Origin of the sequence: Rhizobium sp. N122 (assembly GCF_002211295.1) — a bacterium.
In the GTDB taxonomy this organism is placed as follows: Bacteria; Pseudomonadota; Alphaproteobacteria; order Rhizobiales; family Rhizobiaceae; genus Rhizobium.
Window position 1 is genome coordinate 61,238 of sequence record NZ_LOKU01000067.1, and the last position, 15,645, is coordinate 76,882.

At 63.3% G+C, this 15,645-nt stretch carries 15 protein-coding genes and 1 pseudogene; 6 read left to right on the top strand and 10 right to left on the bottom strand.

Going from position 1 to position 15,645, the window contains the following annotated elements; genetic code table 11:
• Positions 1-428: 428 nt before the first annotated feature.
• From kdpC to ATY75_RS29780, 5 genes are all read right to left on the bottom strand, one after another.
• A complete protein-coding gene (kdpC, locus tag ATY75_RS29755; protein ID WP_064843303.1) occupies positions 429-998 on the bottom strand; it encodes a potassium-transporting ATPase subunit KdpC in 570 nt (189 codons plus the stop codon).
• Positions 999-1,012: 14 nt separating this feature from the next.
• Positions 1,013-3,073: a potassium-transporting ATPase subunit KdpB gene (gene kdpB, locus ATY75_RS29760; RefSeq protein WP_088940234.1), complete on the bottom strand. Its 2,061-nt coding sequence runs from the start codon at positions 3,071-3,073 to the stop codon at positions 1,013-1,015.
• A 64-nt stretch (positions 3,074-3,137) separates the two neighbouring features.
• The gene (gene kdpA / locus ATY75_RS29765; protein WP_088940235.1) at positions 3,138-4,841 is read right to left on the bottom strand and encodes a potassium-transporting ATPase subunit KdpA; all 1,704 of its coding nucleotides are present in this window, start codon (positions 4,839-4,841) and stop codon (positions 3,138-3,140) included.
• A gap of 68 nt (positions 4,842-4,909) precedes the next feature.
• Positions 4,910-4,999 carry a K(+)-transporting ATPase subunit F gene (locus ATY75_RS29770; protein WP_003547774.1) on the bottom strand — a complete coding sequence of 30 codons (90 nt, stop codon included), beginning with the start codon at positions 4,997-4,999 and terminating at the stop codon, positions 4,910-4,912.
• A gap of 376 nt (positions 5,000-5,375) precedes the next feature.
• Entirely contained in the window at positions 5,376-5,738 is a 363-nt protein-coding gene (locus ATY75_RS29780; RefSeq protein WP_088940236.1) for a copper resistance protein CopC, read from the bottom strand.
• Positions 5,739-6,235: 497 nt separating this feature from the next.
• Between ATY75_RS29780 and ATY75_RS29790 the strand changes: the two genes are divergently transcribed.
• Positions 6,236-7,279, top strand: coding sequence for an NAD(P)-dependent alcohol dehydrogenase (locus ATY75_RS29790; protein WP_088940238.1), 1,044 nt, complete (start codon positions 6,236-6,238; stop codon positions 7,277-7,279).
• A 13-nt stretch (positions 7,280-7,292) separates the two neighbouring features.
• Here ATY75_RS29790 and ATY75_RS29795 read toward each other — a convergent pair whose 3' ends face one another.
• The 4 genes from ATY75_RS29795 to ATY75_RS29810 all read right to left on the bottom strand — a co-directional run bounded on the left by ATY75_RS29795 (position 7,293) and on the right by ATY75_RS29810 (position 11,003).
• The gene (locus tag ATY75_RS29795) at positions 7,293-7,862 is read right to left on the bottom strand and encodes a DedA family protein (RefSeq protein WP_088940239.1); all 570 of its coding nucleotides are present in this window, start codon (positions 7,860-7,862) and stop codon (positions 7,293-7,295) included.
• Positions 7,863-7,892: 30 nt separating this feature from the next.
• Positions 7,893-9,266 carry an FAD-containing oxidoreductase gene (locus tag ATY75_RS29800; RefSeq protein WP_088940240.1) on the bottom strand — a complete coding sequence of 458 codons (1,374 nt, stop codon included), beginning with the start codon at positions 9,264-9,266 and terminating at the stop codon, positions 7,893-7,895.
• Positions 9,263-9,724: a DUF4126 family protein gene (locus ATY75_RS29805; protein ID WP_088940241.1), complete on the bottom strand. Its 462-nt coding sequence runs from the start codon at positions 9,722-9,724 to the stop codon at positions 9,263-9,265. Before ATY75_RS29805 ends, ATY75_RS29800 begins: the two co-directional genes overlap by 4 nt.
• Positions 9,725-9,815: 91 nt before the next feature.
• Positions 9,816-11,003: an acyl-CoA dehydrogenase gene (locus ATY75_RS29810; protein ID WP_088940242.1), complete on the bottom strand. Its 1,188-nt coding sequence runs from the start codon at positions 11,001-11,003 to the stop codon at positions 9,816-9,818.
• Positions 11,004-11,177: 174 nt separating this feature from the next.
• Between ATY75_RS29810 and ATY75_RS29815 the strand changes: the two genes are divergently transcribed.
• Positions 11,178-11,516, top strand: coding sequence for a cupin domain-containing protein (locus ATY75_RS29815; RefSeq protein WP_088940379.1), 339 nt, complete (start codon positions 11,178-11,180; stop codon positions 11,514-11,516).
• Here ATY75_RS29815 and ATY75_RS29820 read toward each other — a convergent pair whose 3' ends face one another.
• Positions 11,517-12,470: a LysR family transcriptional regulator gene (locus ATY75_RS29820; protein WP_088940380.1), complete on the bottom strand. Its 954-nt coding sequence runs from the start codon at positions 12,468-12,470 to the stop codon at positions 11,517-11,519.
• A gap of 175 nt (positions 12,471-12,645) precedes the next feature.
• On the opposite strand from ATY75_RS29820, the gene ATY75_RS29825 reads away from it, so the two are divergent.
• The 4 genes and pseudogenes from ATY75_RS29825 to ATY75_RS29840 all read left to right on the top strand — a co-directional run bounded on the left by ATY75_RS29825 (position 12,646) and on the right by ATY75_RS29840 (position 15,645).
• Positions 12,646-13,851, top strand: a complete 1,206-nt coding sequence (locus ATY75_RS29825; RefSeq protein WP_088940243.1) for an ABC transporter substrate-binding protein — start codon at positions 12,646-12,648, stop codon at positions 13,849-13,851.
• Between the two features lie 5 nt (positions 13,852-13,856).
• On the top strand, positions 13,857-14,639 hold the full coding sequence (locus ATY75_RS29830; protein WP_064843326.1) for an ABC transporter ATP-binding protein: 783 nt from the start codon (positions 13,857-13,859) through the stop codon (positions 14,637-14,639).
• A gap of 80 nt (positions 14,640-14,719) precedes the next feature.
• Positions 14,720-14,944, top strand: a pseudogene (locus ATY75_RS29835) (ABC transporter ATP-binding protein); the annotation flags it as partial.
• Positions 14,944-15,645 carry an ABC transporter ATP-binding protein gene (locus ATY75_RS29840; RefSeq protein WP_064819884.1) on the top strand — a complete coding sequence of 234 codons (702 nt, stop codon included), beginning with the start codon at positions 14,944-14,946 and terminating at the stop codon, positions 15,643-15,645. The pseudogene ATY75_RS29835 and the gene ATY75_RS29840, both read left to right, overlap by 1 nt.

Consider the following 15,645-nt stretch of genomic DNA (forward strand, 5'->3'; position numbering starts at 1 on the left):
TAGTTCCTTATGCCCGCCCCATTCTCCGTCATGCTCGGCCTTGAGCCGAGCATCCACACGGCACCCACCAGCGGCCGCGGCATGGATCCTCGGGTCAAGCCCGAGGATGACGGAGGATGGGGTTGGCCTTCTTGCCAAACTCACCCCGGCCTGCAAAGCACGCCGCGTTTCGGATGCTTCATCAGGCCGGCATTCACCTCTCCCCAACCGGCCCTACGCTGCGAACAGCTCGATCCGTCTCCCCACCCTCCGTCATGCTCGGCCTTGAGCCGAGCATCCACACCGCACCCACCAGCAGCCGCGGTATGGATCCTCGGTCAAGCCATGGGATGACGGAGAGTGGGGTTGGCTTTCGCGCCAAACTCTCCGCGGCGTACACGGCAGACCGCGTCGGCTGCTTTATCAAGCCGTCCGTCGTTCGCCCAAACTCACTCAGTCATAGAAGCATCAAGCCTCTGATTCAACGCCAGAACATTGACGGTGGGTTCGCCGAGAAGGCCGAGTTCGCGGGCCTGGACGGCGCCGTCGACCAGCGCCTTGACCTTGGCCTCGTCCAGGCCTCGTGCCTTGGCGACCCGGGGCACCTGGAAGTAGGCGGCCTCGGGTGAGATGTCGGGATCGAGGCCGCTGCCCGATGCGGTGACGAGGTCGGCCGGCACTTGCGTATTGGGGTTCGTCGCCTTGGCGGCCTCGTAGTCGCCCTTGACGCGGTCGATCAGTTTCTGGCTGGTCGGGCCGAGGTTGGAGCCGCTGGAGGCGGCCGCATTGTAACCGTCGCCGGCAGCCGACGGACGGCCGTGGAAATACTTGTCTGCGGTGAAGGCCTGACCGATCAGCGTCGAGCCGATCACCTGACCGTTCTTCTCGACGAGGCTGCCGTTCGCCTGGGCGGGGAAGAGGGCCTGGGCGGCACCGGTCATGGCGAGGGGGTAGAGGAGGCCGGTGATCGCGGTGGTGGCGACGATCATGACGACCGCCGGGCGAAGTTCTTTCAACATTGTTCTTAACTCCTTTAAGCGAGGCCGAGGGCCGCGACGGCCAGGTCGATCGCCTTGATTCCGATGAAGGGCACGATGATGCCGCCGAGGCCGTAGATCAGCAGGTTGCGCGACAAGAGCGCGCCGGCGCCGATCGGACGGTAGCGCACGCCCTTCAGCGATAGCGGGATCAGTGCGATGATGATCAATGCGTTGAAGATGATCGCCGAGAGGATGGCGCTTTGCGGCGTCGATAGTCCCATGACGTTGAGCACGCCGAGCTGCGGATAGAAGGTCAGGAACATCGCCGGGATGATGGCGAAGTATTTGGCGATGTCGTTGGCGATCGAGAAGGTCGTCAGGGCGCCGCGTGTCATCAGCAGCTGCTTGCCGATCTCGACGATCTCGATGAGCTTGGTCGGATCGCTGTCGAGATCGACCATGTTGCCGGCCTCGCGGGCAGCGACCGTGCCGGTGTTCATCGCGACGCCGACATCGGCCTGGGCAAGTGCGGGCGCATCGTTGGTGCCGTCGCCGCACATGGCGACCAGCTTGCCCTTGGCCTGTTCCTCGCGCATTAGCGCCAGCTTCATCTCCGGCGTCGCCTGAGCGAGGAAATCGTCGACGCCGGCTTCGGCGGCGATGGCGGCTGCCGTCAGCGGGTTGTCGCCCGTGATCATCACGGTGCGGATGCCCATGCGGCGCAGCTCCGTGAAGCGTTCGCGGATGCCACCCTTGACGATATCCTTCAGCTGGATGATGCCGAGCAGCCGGCCGTCGCGAGCGACGGCGAGCGGCGTGCCGCCCGATTTGGCTACCTCGTCGGCGATCGACTGCAGTTCGCGCACGACCTCGCTGCCGTTTTTCGAAGGCGCGTCGCCATTGACATAGGTCAGCACGGCATCGACCGCACCCTTGCGGATGGAGGCGCCTTCAAGATCGACGCCGCTCATGCGGCTCTGGGCGGTGAAGGGCACGAAAGTCGCCTTGAGGCTCGCCATGTCGCGGCCGCGGATCGCATATTTCTCCTTGGCGAGCACGACGATGGAACGTCCCTCAGGCGTCTCGTCGGCCAGCGAGGCAAGCTGGGCGGCGTCGGCAAGATCCTGTTCGGACACGCCGCGCACCGGGCGGAAGCTCGTCGCCTGGCGATTGCCGAGCGTGATCGTGCCTGTTTTGTCGAGCAGCAGCGTGTCGACGTCGCCGGCGGCCTCGACGGCCCGGCCGGACATGGCCAGCACGTTGAAGCGGACGAGGCGGTCCATGCCGGCAATGCCGATCGCCGACAACAGCGCGCCTATGGTCGTCGGGATCAGGGTGACGAAGAGGGCGACGAGCACGATGATCGGGATCGAGCCGCCGGCATAGATGGCAAAGCTCGGGATCGTCGCGGTGGCAAGCACGAAGATCAGCGTCATGCCGGCCAGCAGGATGTTGAGCGCGATCTCGTTCGGCGTCTTCTGGCGCTCCGCACCTTCGACCAGCGCGATCATCCGGTCGATGAAGGTCGAGCCGGCCGCCGCGGTAATGCGGACGCGGATCCAGTCGGACAGCACCTGGGTGCCGCCGGTGACCGCCGAGCGGTCGCCGCCGGATTCCCGGATGACGGGGGCGGATTCGCCCGTGATTGCCGCCTCGTTGACCGAGGCGACCCCTTCGATCACTTCGCCGTCCGAGGGGATGATATCGCCGGCCTCGACGAGCACGAGGTCGCCGACCTTCAGGCTGGTGCCCGGCACCATGCGGTAGTCGCGGCCATTGTTGCCGGTCAAGAGCTTGGCCTGGGTCTCGGTGCGCGCCTTGCGCAGCGAATCCGCCTGCGCCTTGCCGCGGCCCTCGGCGACCGCTTCGGCGAAATTGGCAAAGAGCACGGTGAACCAGAGCCAGAGATTGATCTGGAAGGAGAAGCCGAGATTGCCGTTGCCGGCGACGAGGTCGCGCAGGAAGAGCACGGTGGTCAGCACCGAGACGGTGGCGACGACGAACATGACCGGGTTTCGAGCGAGCGCCCGCGGGTCGAGCTTCTTAAAGGCGGCGCCCGCTGCCGGAATGAGAATGCGAGAATCGACGATACTCGCGGATTTTGCCTGGCTCATAAGAGACTCCAGCTTGGAAAGAGGATGGCGAAGGACCCCGGCGACGCAGGGTCACGGCATCGCTTCAGAAGGTTTGCCCGGCGATCATCACCAGGTGCTCGACGATGGGGCCGAGCGCCAGGGCCGGGAAGAAGGTCAGGCCGCCGACGATCAGGATGGTGCCGACGAGCAGGCCGACGAAGAGCGGGCCGTCGGTGGGAAAGGTGCCTGCCGAGGCCGGGACCGTTTTCTTGCCGATCAGCGAGCCGGCGATGGCAAGCGCCGGGATGATGACCAGGAAGCGGCCGGCGAGCATGCCGATGCCGAGGGTGATGTTGTACCAGGGCGTATTGCCCGTCAGGCCGCCGAAAGCCGAGCCGTTATTGGCCGCAGCCGAGGTATAGGCATAGAGGATTTCGGAGAAACCGTGCGGGCCGGCCGTTCCCACCGAAGCGACGGCGGAGGGCAGCACCGTGGCGAGCGCGGTGAAAACCAGCATGGCGAGCGGCAGGCAGAGGATGGCGAGAACGGCCATTTTCATTTCCTTCGCCTCGATCTTCTTGCCGAGATATTCCGGCGTGCGGCCGACCATCAGGCCGGCAACGAAGACGGCGACGATGATGAACAGCAGGATGCCGTAGAAGCCGGCGCCGACCCCGCCGACGATGATCTCGCCGAGCTGCATGTTGATCAGCGGAATAAGGCCGCCGAGCGCCGTGAACGAGCCGTGCATGGCATTGACCGCGCCGCAGGAGGCGGCGGTGGTGATGACGGCAAAGAGCGAGGAGAGGGCGACGCCGAAACGGACTTCCTTGCCCTCCATGTTGCCGCCGCCAAGACCGAAGGCGTGCATCAGCGGGTTGCCTGCCGCTTCCGCCCAATACGTAACGATGACGCCGGCGAGGAACAGCACGCCCATCGTGGCGAGGATCGCCCAGCCCTGGCGCTGATTGCCGACCATACGGCCGAAGACGTTGGTCAGCGCCGCGCCGATCGCGAAGATCGAAACCATCTGGATGAGGTTGGAGATCGCATCGGGGTTTTCGAAGGGATGGGCGGAGTTGGCGTTGAAGAAGCCGCCGCCATTGGTGCCGAGCATCTTGATCGCAAGCTGCGAGGCGACGGGGCCGACGGCGATCGTCTGCTGCGCGCCTTCAAGCGTCGTCGCATTGACATAGGCTCCAAGCGTCTGCGGTACGCCGAGATAGACATAGACGAGCGTCAGCACGATTGAGATCGGCAGCAGGATGTAGAAGGTCGCCCTCGTCATATCGACCCAGAAATTGCCGATGGCCTTGCCCGAGGTGCGCGCGAAGGCGCGGATGAAGGCGACCGCAATGGCCATGCCGGTCGCGGCGGAGACGAAGTTCTGGACGGTGAAGCCGGCCATCTGGGTGAGATAGGACATGGTGCTTTCGCCGCCGTAGTTCTGCCAGTTGGTATTGCTGACGAAACTGACGGCGGTGTTGAACGAAAGCTCCGGCGGGACGGCCGCCATGCCGGCTGGATTATAGGGAAGGATGCCCTGCAGGCGCTGCAGCGCATAAAGCACGACGACGCCGAGCAGGTTGAAGAGCAGCATGGCGAAAGCATAAGAGGTCCAATGCTGTTCCTCGCGCTCGCCGGTGCCGGCCATGCGGTAAAGTCCGCGTTCGATCGGAACGAGGACGGGTGAGAGGAATGTGCGCTCGCCGCTGAAGACACGCGTCATGTAACCGCCGAGCGGTTTGACGAGCACGAGGACGATCCCGCAATAAAGCAGGATCTGAAGCCATCCGTTGAGGGTCATGGAGGTAAACTTTCAATACCGGCTGCTGCCCGGTCGCGCCTGCGCGAGCTCAGAAGCACCGGTTCTCTTCAGAAGCGTTCCGGGCGAAGCAGAGCGTAGGTGAGGTAGACGGTGAGAAACACGGTCACGGCGCCGCTCAAGACGTAATCGAGGGTCATCGTCGTTTCTCCGTCAAAGCCTGTCGCAGGCTCTGGTGTAGGCAAGGCACAGCGCGAAAAATAGGATCGCGGTGCCAAGCAGAATGATATCCATCATGATCGTGACTCCTGTTGTTCTTGTTGGAGTCAGACAAGACAAAGGGCGCGACCCCGAAGGGGCGCCTTTCATGCTTTCTGGCGTGGAGATGATCGTTCGATCTCTCGGCCATGAATATGGAGCCGGAGGGCATAAAGGTTCGAGACGGCCGAAGGACCATCAATATAAAAATCTTATAAATGCTTTTCAGCGACCCCTTTGTTCTTACGCATGTCGTTGCGGCAAAAGCGCTTCGCGCTTTGCCTGACAAAACCGCTGCACACTTTTGCGCGACATGCTCTAAGGATCGACCCGGAACCGGTACTGGCCTTCGGCGCTGCGGCCGTCCATCGAGAGGACGCGCCAGTCGATGGTGTAGAAGCCGGGCGCCATGGCAGGATCGAGCGGAACCTTGAAGATCGATCCTTCAGGGCCGGAGAGAAACGGCTTGCCCGTGGGAAGCGCCATACCCTGGGCATCCAGCAGGACGGCCGTCGAGCGGGCAAGATCGACAGGGCCGGTGAAGGTGAGCTCGAGGTTGGCCGGCTCCAGCCTTTCTTCCTGCTCCTGCGGCGGAAGAGAGGCTTGTTCCAGGGCCGCAGACGCCTCACTTGCGATGAAGAGAAGAGAGACGAACAGACAGAATGACGCGATCGACTTCATGATGGTCTTCCCTATCGTGCCGACCCGCATGTGCCCGGAGCCATCATGCTTCCGTGACGTCATGCCGACGCATTATTATTAACGCTGTGGCGGAGGATTTCGATCCCTAGTTTTTGCGATAGCGCGCGCCGGCCTCGGCCGTGGACCTTTCGGCAGCGCGGCGATCAGATCCACAAGCCGCTGCCAGAATTGCCGGATTGACCTTGATATCGTCGGGCCGGAAGACCGATTCCCGCCGGCATTGTCGTGATCGTTCTTCCTCGCTCTGCCTCTCCTCATGGCCGGGATCTCGAATGGAAAATGTACTCTCCGATGGCCGCGGCCGGAATCATACGGAGGTCTTGCAAGGCAAATCTTTCGGATTACAGAAAATGGGCATTTCATCGTATGTTGAGCAAAAGCTTGATCTCAACGATTGAATTGCCGCCCCTTCCGGTCTTATAGTCGCGTCCAACGGCACGCGATAAACCGCGGGGCAATAGGGAAGGAAACCGATCATGACCAAAGTCCGTGCGCTGGTACTGGAGCGCCAGCATGAGCTTGCGCTTCGCGATATCGATCTGCCGCTCAAAACAGGGCCGGGGCAGGTGAAGATCAAGATTCATACCGTCGGCGTCTGCGGTTCCGACGTGCATTATTACACGCATGGCAAGATCGGTCCCTTCATCGTCAACGCGCCGATGGTGCTCGGTCACGAGGCGGCGGGCACGGTGGTCGAAGTCGGAGCTGACGTGACGCATCTGAAAGTCGGCGACCGCGTCTGCATGGAACCCGGCATTCCCGACCCGAATTCCAAGGCAAGCCGGCTCGGTATGTACAATATCGACCCGGCCGTGACCTTCTGGGCGACGCCGCCGATCCACGGCGTGCTGACGCCCGAGGTCGTGCATCCCGCCAATTATACGTTCAAGCTGCCCGACAATGTCAGCTTTGCCGAAGGCGCCATGGTCGAGCCCTTCGCCGTCGGCATGCAGGCGGCAACCAAGGCGAAGATTACGCCTGGGGATACCGCCGTCGTCCTCGGCGCCGGCCCGATCGGCACGATGGTGGCGATCGCGGCGCTGGCCGGCGGCTGCGCCCGGGCGATCGTCGCCGATCTCGCCCAGCCGAAGCTCGATATCGCCGCGCAGTACCAGGGCGTCATCCCAATCAATATCCGCGAGATGAACCTCACCGAAGAGGTGGGCCGGCTGACCGACGGCTGGGGCGCCGATGTCGTCTTCGAATGCTCCGGCTCGCCGAAGGCCTGGGAGACGATCATGGCGCTGCCGCGCCCGGGCGGCGTCATCGTCGTCGTCGGCCTGCCGGTCAACCCTATCGGTTTCGACGTCTCGACGGCATCGACCAAGGAGATCCGCATCGAGACGGTGTTCCGTTATGCGCATCAGTACGAGCGCTCGATCGCGCTCTTGGCATCCGGCCGCGTCGACCTGAAGCCGCTGATATCCGAGACTTTCACATTCGCAGATTCGATCAAGGCCTTCGACCGCGCCGTCGAGGCGCGGCCGAGCGATGTGAAGCTGCAGATCGTGATGGAATAGCGCCACAGCGCAACTACGAATGCCCAGCGCTCGGTCTCATCTTGCGAAAGGCCAGAGCCGCAGCCGCGACGACAGCCGCGGCTGCGATGGCAATCAGCAGATGGCGGTGAAGGGAAAGGTGACCCAATATCTGCTCGATGCCGTGCCCGAACAAATAGCCGAGCGCGGTGAAAAGCTGCCCCCAGACCAGCGCGGCTGCGGCATTCAGGACGACGAATTTTCCGGTCGGTATCCGCGTCGTTCCGATGACGACAGGGCTGATCGTGCGCAACCCCACAAGGAAACGAAAGGCGAGGATGAAGCCTGTCGGATATTTTTCCAGAAGTTCGGTAACGCGGGCGAGCGCCGGCTTTTCCATCAGCCGCTGCACGAGCCTCCATCGGGCCGCGTAGCGGCCGGCGAAGAACCACAGTTGATCGCCGGCGAAAGATCCGGCCGTGGCCGCAAGCGACGCCGACCAATAGGGCAGCAGCCCGCGGTGGGAAATCACGCCGCCGAGGAAGGCGGCCGTTTCGCCTTCGAAGGCAGCGCCCAGAAAGATCGCCAGCAGGCCGTAATTTTCGATCAGCGCTTCGATGGACATGTCAGGCCGCCTCCAAGCCTTCCCGAAATGTCAGGCCGCGGGCGGAACAGGCTTCAAATCCCCAAGCAGCGTCGGGATCAGTTCCGATACCGTCGGGTGGATCGGCACCGACCATTTCAGCGCGGGATAGGTCGTTCCTGCATTCATGGCGTCGATGATACCGTGGATCACCTCATCGCCCTCGATGCCCAGGATCGCCGCGCCGAGAATTTCCTTGGTCTCGGCATCGGCAATCACCTTCATAAAGCCCTTGGTCTCGCCGCGCTCGGTGGCGCGACCGACGCGGCTCATCGGCCGGGTCGAGACCATGATCCTGCGTCCCGACTCTCGCGCTTGCTTCTCCGTCATCCCGACGCGGCCGAGCGGCGGGTCGATATAGAGCGCATAGGCTGGGATGCGGCTTGAGACCTTGCGATCGTCGCCGTCGAGCAGGTTGGCGGCGGCGATCTCGAAATCATTGTAGGAGGTGTGGGTGAAGGCTCCGTGGCCGTTGCAGTCGCCGAGCGCCCAGATGCCCTCGACATTGGTGGCGAGCCTGTCATCGACCGTGATGAAGCCGCGCTTGTCGGTGGCGACGCCGGCGGCATCGAGGCCGAGATCGTCGGTGTTCGGCTTGCGGCCGGTGGCGATCAGAACATGGCTCGCATCGATCGCTGCTGCGCCGGCGGTGACGCTGACCCCATTGCCGTTCTTGGCGAAGGCAATGTTGCCGGCGTCGGTGTGCACGTCGATCCCTTCGGCGCGCAGGATATCGGCGATCGCATCGGATATATCCTCGTCCTCGCGCGAGGCGAGCTTCGGGCCGTGCTCGATGACGCTGACTTCGGCGCCGAAGCGGCGATACATCTGCGCGAATTCCAGCCCGATATAACTGCCGCCGATCACCGCCAGATGCCGCGGCAGCGTGTCGAGATGGATGATCGAGGTGCTGGTGAGATAGTCGACATCGGCGATACCCGGCAGTTCGGGAATGACCGGCCGCGCGCCGACATTGAGAAAGATGCGCGGCGCCGTCAGCGTCTCGCCGTTGACACTGACGGTCCTCGGACCCTCGAATCGGGCATGGCCGTAGATCACGCTCATGCCGTCCATGCCGCCAAGCCAGCCGATCAGGCCGTTGCGGGCGTTCATCGTCACCGTTTCGGCGCGGGCTCTGACCACCTTCATGTCGATGGCGATGGCGCCCGCGATATTGACGCCATAGGCGGCGCCGTTTCTGGCGACATGGGCGGCGCGGGCACTGGCGACCAGCGTCTTCGTCGGCATGCAGCCGGCATTGACGCAGGTGCCGCCGAGGAACTTGCGCTCGATCAGCGCCACCTTCATGCCTTTTTCGACCATGCGGGCGGCAAGCGACGGGCCGGCCTGGCCGGCCCCGATGACGATGGCGTCGAAGCGCTTCATGACACGGCCCCCACGATCAGCACCGCGCCGATGACGGCGACGGCATCTTCGATGAGTGCGGCCGGCAGATCCCGGCCGAAGGAGGCGGCCAGCCGGCTGCGGGCGGCAGCACCCCCATATGTGCCGATGACGGCACCGATCACGCCGGCGATCAGCCCGCCGAACAGCAGGCTGCTGGCGGCACCGATCGCAGCACCCGACAACGCCCCCGAAACGATGCGGGCGGAAAACTGCATCGGCACCTTGCGCGACGGCGTCGACGGCAACTGATCGGCGATCAGTTCGACGATGGCGAGAACGGTGAAGATCCACGGCGTCCAGCGGTATCCCATGAAGGCAAGCTGCGTCTGCGAGACATCGAACCAGCCAAGCGCCGCGCCCCAGGCGACGGCGGCCGGCGCCGTCATGGTGCGAAAGCCGGAGATGACGCCGATCAGCAATGCAAGAAGCAGAAACATGCGTGATCCCCCTCATTGCCGGCTTCGTGCCGCCAGAGGGAAGGTTGCACATTGTCAGGCGCGTGGCAATTCGTCCTGCCGAACCGATGGTTTAGTTCGCAAAGGCCGCAATGCCCGTGATTGCCCGGCCGATGATCAGCGCATGGATGTCGTGCGTGCCCTCATAGGTGTTGACCACTTCGAGGTTGACGAGATGGCGGGCGATGCCGAATTCGTCGGAGATGCCGTTGCCGCCGAGCATGTCGCGGGCCGCGCGCGCGATCTCCAGCGCCTTGCCGCAGCTGTTGCGCTTGAGGATCGAGGTCAGCTCCACCGGCGGATGGCCTTCCTCCTTCATGCGGCCGAGCCGCAGACAACCCTGCAGGCCGAGCGAGATCTCCGCCGCCATGTCGGCAAGCTTCCTCTGGATCAGCTGGTTGGCGGCGAGCGGCCGGCCGAACTGCTTGCGCTCCAGCGTATATTGCCGTGCCCTGGCATAACAATCTTCGGCAGCGCCGAGCGCGCCCCAGGCGATGCCGAAACGGGCGGAGTTGAGGCAGGTGAACGGCCCCTTGAGACCGGTAACATTGGGCAGAAGATTTTCCTCGGGCACGAAGACCCTGTCCATCACCACTTCGCCGGTGATCGAGGCGCGCAGGCCGACCTTGCCATGGATGGCGGGGGCCGAAAGCCCTTTCCAGCCCTTTTCGAGAATGAAGCCGCGGATGAGCCCGTCCTCGGTCTTGGCCCAGACGACAAAGACATCGGCGATCGGCGCATTCGAGATCCAGGTCTTCGAGCCGGTCAGGCTGTAGCCGCCGTCGACTTTTTTGGCGCGCGTCGCCATCGAACCGGGATCCGAGCCGTGATCGGGCTCGGTCAAGCCGAAGCAGCCGATCCATTCGCCGGCAGCCAGTTTCGGCAGGTATTTCAGTTTCTGTGCCTCCGACCCGAAGGTGTCGATCGGCACCATCACCAGCGAGGACTGCACGCTCATCATCGAACGGTAGCCGCTATCGACCCGCTCGACCTCACGGGCGATCAGGCCGTAGCCGGTGTAACCGAGGCCGGCACCGCCGTAATCGGGCGAGATCGTCGGACCGAGCAGGCCGAGTTCGCCCATTTCGCGGAAGATTGCGGGATCGGTCTTTTCGTTGCGGAAGGCGTCGAGAACGCGGGGCGCGAGCTTCTCCTGGGCATAGGCATGGGCCGTATCCTGCACCATGCGCTCCTCGTCGGTCAGCTGCTCCACCAGGCGAAAGGGATCGGCCCAGTCGAAAACCTCGCGCGTATGCTGCATGTCGGCGTCTCCTCACCCACGATTCAGGCTTGCCTCGCTCAAGGTCGCATAGACCCGCCAGCCGACCGCGTCAACAGAAGGCGGCCATGTCGAAAAGACCGGGCGCGCCATCTTTTCAAAAGCGCCGGCATGCTCCACTTTGCCGGCAATCGATTCTGGAACGAGGAGACGGAAATGTCGTCAAGCGATCTGTTCGTATCGGCCGAAGGCGCCGAATGGGTCAATCCCGAGCCCGGCGTTACCAGGCGCATCATGACCTATCTGCCTGAAATGATGATGGTGGAGGTGGCTTTCGAGAGCGGCGCCGTCGGTGCTGCCCATTCGCATCCGCACATTCAGGCAAGCTATGTCGCCCAAGGCAGTTTCGAGGTGACGATCGACGGACGGACCGAGGTGCTAAAGCAGGGCGGCAGCTTCATCGTGCCCCCCAATCTCGTCCACGGCGTCAAGGCGCTGGAAAAGGGCCGGCTGATCGATAGCTTCACCCCGCACCGGGCCGAATTTCTTGCATAGTCAGGGTTCGGCTTCCGAACGGCGCGCCGGGCCGGCTGGCGTGACATAGGGCGGCACGAAGCGTGCATCCTCGCCGCGCACAGCCTCGCGCAGGAAGTCGATGACCGCGCGCACGCGGGGCGCCTGTTTCAGGTCGCGGTGGCAGGTGATCCAGTACTGGCGCTTGAGGTCGATCTCCGCGGGCAGCACCCGCACGAGCTCGGGATAACGGCTGGCGAAAAAATAGGGCAGGATGCAAAGGCCGAGGCCGTTTCGGGTGGCGGTCAGCTGGGCGAAGATGCTGGAGCTCTGGAACTGCGGTTTGATGCGGGGATGCACGTCGCTGAGGTAATCCAGGCCCGGCGCGAAAATCATTTCCTCGATATAGCTGACGAAGGGATGCTCAAGCAGGTCCTCGCGACGGGTGATTGCGGGCGCCTTTGCCAGATAGTCGCGCGAACCGTAGATCTGCAGATGATAGTCTGTCAGCTTCTCGGCGAAATAAGGCCCGCCCTTCGGCTCGTCGAGCACGACGGAAAGATCGGCCTCCTTGCGCGACAGCGACATGATCTGCTGGATCGTCACCAGCTCGAGCGCCAGATGCGGGTGCTGGGCGGCAAACCGGTGCAGCACGGTGGCGAAGAAGAAATTGGCGAACCCCTCTGGCGCGCTGAGGCGCACGAGGCCGCGCTGCGCCATCGAGCCGTCGGCGAGGTCGGCGCGCAGCCGCTCGGTCTCCTGCTCCATCTTCTCGGCCGTCTCGACGAAACGGGTGCCCATGGCGGTCAGCACATAGCCGCGTGGATTGCGCTCGAACAGCTTGACCTTGAGGGTGAATTCCAGCCGGTCGATGCGCCGCGAAACGGTGGCATGGCTGGAGCGCAGCTGCCGGGCTGCCGTCGACAGCTGTCCTGTGCGGGCGACGGCTAGAAAAAACTGAAGATCGTCCCAAGTAAACTGCGGCGGATTGTTCATCGCGATCCCCATCTGTTCAAAAATGAACAGATACTGTTTGGAATTAGTTGTAAACCACCCGTTGCTTCAACGCGGAATTTCCGTGATCGTAAGGAGAGGGTCCGCCGTTCTGAGGAGTGCGGCTGGCCAAATCTGAACAGAACCGCAATCTGGCTCATCTCTGGGAGGAGAGAATATGCGTAAGAATCTCATTGCATCAGTTGCATTTCTGCTGGCGAGCAGCACGGCGGTGCTCGCGCAGAGCGCAACCGACGGCAAGGTCAAGATCGGCATTCTGAACGACCAGTCGGGCGTTTATGCCGACTTCGGCGGCAAGTCTTCCGTCGAAGCCGCCAAGATGGCGGTCGAGGATTTCGGCGGCAAGGTGCTTGATGTGCCGATCGAGATCGTCGATGCCGACCACCAGAACAAGCCGGATATCGCCTCCAACATCGCCCGCCAGTGGTACGACACCGAGCAGGTGGATGCGATCATGGAATTGACGACCTCGTCGGTGGCGCTCGCCGTGCAGGCGATCGCCAAGGAAAAGAAGAAGATCGACATCGTCACGGGTGCTGCGACGACGGATCTGACCGGCAAGGCCTGCTCGCCCTACGGTTTCCACTGGGCCTACGACACCCATGCGCTGGCTGTCGGCACCGGCGGCGCCCTCGTCAAGCAGGGCGGCGACAGCTGGTTCTTCCTGACCGCCGACTATGCCTTCGGGTATTCTCTGGAGCAGCAGACCACCGACTATGTCAAGGCGAGCGGCGGCACGGTCGTCGGCGCTGTCCGCCATCCGCTGTCGACCCAGGATTTCTCGTCCTTCCTGCTGCAGGCGCAATCCTCGGGCGCCAAGGTGATCGGCCTTGCCAATGCCGGCCTCGATACGTCGAACGCCATCAAGCAGGCGGCCGAATTCGGCATTACCCAGGGCGGCCAGCATCTGGCGGCGCTGCTCTTCACGCTTGCCGAAGTCCATGGCCTCGGCCTCGAGGCGGCTCAAGGGTTGACGCTGACGGAAGGTTTTTACTGGAACCGTGACGACGAAAGCCGCGCCTTCGCCAAGAAATTCTTCGCCCGCACCGGCAAGATGCCGAACATGATCCATACCGGCACCTATTCGGCAGTGACGCAATATCTGAAGGCGGTGCAGAAGGCCGGCACCGACGAGACGGAAGCCGTCGCCAAAACGCTGCATGAAATGCCGGTCGACGACGTCTTCGGCCGCGGCGGCACGGTCGGCGCCAATGGCCGCATGATCCACGACATGTATCTGCTGCAGGTCAAGAAGCCGGCCGACAGTAAGGAGCCGTGGGATTACTTCAACGTGCTCGCCACCATTCCCGGCAAGGAAGCCTATATCGATCCCGCCAAGAGCGGCTGCGATCTGGTGAAGTAAGCGCGATGGCGGTTTCCGCGATTGGAACGCAGGAAAAGCCGCGGGTGGTGCTGTCCGCCCGCGGCCTGCGCCGCGATTTCGGCGGCTTCACGGCCGTCAAGAACGTCGATCTCGACGTCCATGACGCCAGCGTGCATGCGCTGATCGGCCCGAACGGCGCCGGCAAGACCACGGTCTTCAACCTGCTGACGAAGTTCCTGCAGCCGACGGCGGGCACGATCACCCTGATGGGCACCGACATCACCCACACGCCGCCCGACAAGGTGGCGCGCATGGGGCTGGTGCGCTCCTTCCAGATCTCGGCGGTCTTCCCGCATCTCTCCGTTCTCGACAATGTGCGGGTGGCGCTGCAGCGGCCGAATAATCTTTCCACGCAGTTCTGGCGGCCGCTTTCGGCGCTCGATCGGCTGAACGAGCGGGCCGAGCAGTTGCTCGCCAGCGTCGGGCTTTCCAAGGAGCGCGATCATATCGCCGCCGATCTTTCCTATGGCCGCAAGCGCGTCCTGGAGATCGCGACGACGCTTGCGCTCGATCCCAAGGTGCTGCTGCTCGACGAGCCGATGGCCGGCATGGGGCTGGAGGATGTCGGCGTCGTCTCGGCGATCATCCGCGACGTCGCCCGCGACCGGGCGGTGCTGATGGTCGAGCACAATCTCTCCGTCGTCGCCAATATCTGCCAGCATGTCACCGTGCTGCAGCGCGGCGAGATTCTTGCCGAGGGCGATTATGCCACGGTCAGCCAGGATGAGCGGGTGCGCGTCGCCTATATGGGCACGGAGGAGCATTGATGGCCGATCTCCTCGAAGTCCAGGGATTGAACGCCTGGTATGGCGAAAGCCACATCCTACACGGCGTCGATATGCGGGTGGCCGGCATGGGGCTGGAGGATGTCGGCGTCGTCTCGGCGATCATCCGCGACGTCGCCCGCGACCGGGCGGTGCTGATGGTCGAGCACAATCTCTCCGTCGTCGCCAATATCTGCCAGCATGTCACCGTGCTGCAGCGCGGCGAGATTCTTGCCGAGGGCGATTATGCCACGGTCAGCCAGGATGAGCGGGTGCGCGTTGCCTATATGGGCACGGAGGAGCATTGATGGCCGATCTCCTCGAAGTCCAGGGATTGAACGCCTGGTATGGCGAAAGCCACATCCTACACGGCGTCGATATGCGGGTGGCCGAAGGCGAGACGATCACCATTCTCGGCCGCAACGGCGTCGGCAAGACGACGACGCTGCGCACCATCACCGGCATCGTGCGGACCCGCAAGGGCAGGATCAGCTTTGCCGGCAGCGACATGATGCAGGTGCCGCTGCACAAGACGGCGCATCGCGGCATCGGCTTCGTGCCGGAGGAGCGCGGCATCTTCTCGACGCTGACCGTGTCGGAAAACCTGCTGCTGCCGCCTGTGGTGGCGAAGGGCGGCATGACGCTCGACGAGATCTACGAACTCTTCCCCAATCTCTACGAGCGCCGCACCAGCCCCGGCACCAAACTTTCCGGCGGCGAGCAGCAGATGCTGGCAATCGCCCGGATTCTGCGCACCGGTGTCCGGCTGCTCATTCTCGACGAACCGACGGAGGGGCTTGCCCCCGTCATCGTCCAGCGCATCGGCGAGGTGCTGCAGACACTGAAAGGACGCGGCATGACGATCCTGCTCGTCGAGCAGAACTTCCGTTTCGCCAGCCGTATTGCCGATCGCTTCTATCTGATGGATCATGGGCAGATGGTGTCGGAATTCCCGGTCGGCGAACTGCCGCAGCGCATGGATACGCTGCACAAGGTTCTGGGAGTATGA